At 64.1% G+C, this 1,771-nt stretch carries 2 protein-coding genes and 1 pseudogene; all 3 read right to left on the reverse strand.

From position 1 onward, the window contains the following. Nucleotides 1-399: pseudogene (locus tag ACQKDV_RS19340) on the reverse strand (hypothetical protein); the annotation flags it as partial. 54 nt (nucleotides 400-453) lie between these two features. Next, nucleotides 454-921 carry a hypothetical protein gene (locus ACQKDV_RS19345; RefSeq protein WP_427785843.1) on the reverse strand — a complete coding sequence of 156 codons (468 nt, stop codon included), beginning with the start codon at nucleotides 919-921 and terminating at the stop codon, nucleotides 454-456. A gap of 74 nt (nucleotides 922-995) precedes the next feature. Beyond that, the coding region (locus ACQKDV_RS19350) for a carbamoyl phosphate synthase small subunit (RefSeq protein ID WP_427785844.1) at nucleotides 996-1,771 on the reverse strand (776 nt) is incomplete at its 5' end.

Here is a 1,771-nt window from a genome sequence, read left to right on the forward strand (position 1 = left end):
GGTACATCGACAGCACCACCTTGCGGATGGTGTCCACGGTGAGCGAGGCCTGATCAGTTCGACGTTGTACTTCTCCAGCACGCCGTTGTCGGCCAGGTCCAGCGCGCAGTTCAACGCGGTCTGGCCACCCATGGTCGGCAGCAGCGCATCCGGCTTTTCCTTGGCGATGATCTTCTCGACCGTCTGCCAGTTGATCGGCTCGATGTAGACGGCGTCGGCCATCTCCGGGTCGGTCATGATGGTGGCCGGGTTGCTGTTGACCAGCACCACGCGGTAACCCTCGTCACGCAGGGCCTTGCAGGCCTGGGCGCCGGAGTAGTCGAACTCGCAGGCCTGGCCGATGACGATCGGACCGGCGCCGATGATGAGGATGGTCTTGAGGTCGGTGCGCTTGGGCATTTTCTTCTCTAAGTCAGTACAGCGTGACAAGGGGGGGTGATCGCACGCTGTCGATCAGGAAATTTCTTCGGGGTTCAGCGCAATCCGGCACTGGTCCTGCAGTCCTTTCGCCAGTTGTTCCGGCAGGTCGCCGGGCATGACCGCGCGGCAAAAACTGACCAGCAGGCGTCTGTACGCCGCAGTGGCGGCGAAGGCCTTGAATACGGTCTGGTACGGCTCGCTGTTCACGTCGACGGGGTCGACGTCTGCTTCGGTCATCACGCCTTCATAGGCCAGATAGCCTTTGCCTGACGGCGTTTCCAGGAAACGCGCCCATTCGGCAACGACGCTGTCGCCATCGTCGCCAAGATCGGTGATCACCGATTGCCTGATGTTGCCGAGCACGATTGCCCGCATGGAGCTGCGCGCGCACAGGCGGTCGCTCTCGGGCAACCCATTCAGCGATGGCACTTCGGCCACCATCATCTCGACCGCCGAAATCACCATCGATTCCTTGTCCAGCGTCCGCATCACGTCCGCCACGGCAGCATCGGTGGCCGGCGCCGCCGAAGCGATACCGGCAACGCACAGCAGCGGCAGCAGCGCGACGTTGCGCATCAGGCCTTGGCCTCTTCCATCAGGGCCACGAAACGGTCGAACAGCGGGCCGACATCGGTCGGGCCAGGCGACGCTTCGGGGTGGCCCTGGAACGAGAAGGCCGGCACGTCGGTGCGGGCGATGCCCTGGTTGGTGCCGTCGAACAGCGAACGGTGGGTGACGCGCAGGGTGGCCGGCAGGGTCGATTCATCGACCGCGAAGCCGTGGTTCTGCGAGGTGATCATCACCCGGCCATTGTCCAGGTCCTGCACCGGGTGGTTGGCACCGTGGTGACCGTGGCCCATCTTCATGGTCTTCGCGCCCGAGGCCAGGCCCAGCAGCTGGTGGCCCAGGCAGATGCCGAAGGTCGGGATCTTCACGTCGATGAAGGTCTTGATCGCTTCGATGGCGTAGTCGCACGGTTCCGGGTCACCCGGGCCGTTGGACAGGAACACGCCGTCCGGCTTCAGCGCCAGCACTTCCGCAGCGGGGGTCTGCGCCGGCACCACGGTCACTTCGCAGCCGCGCTCGGCCAGCATGCGCAGTATGTTGGTCTTCACGCCGAAGTCGTAGGCCACGACCTTGAACCTGGCCGGTACGCTCACGAACGCATTGGCGTCCAGGTCCAGCTGCCCTTCGGTCCAGGTGTAGGTCTTACCGGTAGTGACGACCTTGGCCAGGTCCATGCCCTTCAGGCCCGGGAACTTGCGGGCGGCTTCCAGTGCCTTTTCCACGTCGATGCGGAAGTAGAACTGCGGACGGTAGCCCTTGAAGAACGGGGTGTGACGGCCGCCTT

This window comes from Stenotrophomonas sp. NPDC077659 (assembly GCF_050268705.1).
In the GTDB taxonomy this organism is placed as follows: Bacteria; Pseudomonadota; Gammaproteobacteria; order Xanthomonadales; family Xanthomonadaceae; genus Stenotrophomonas.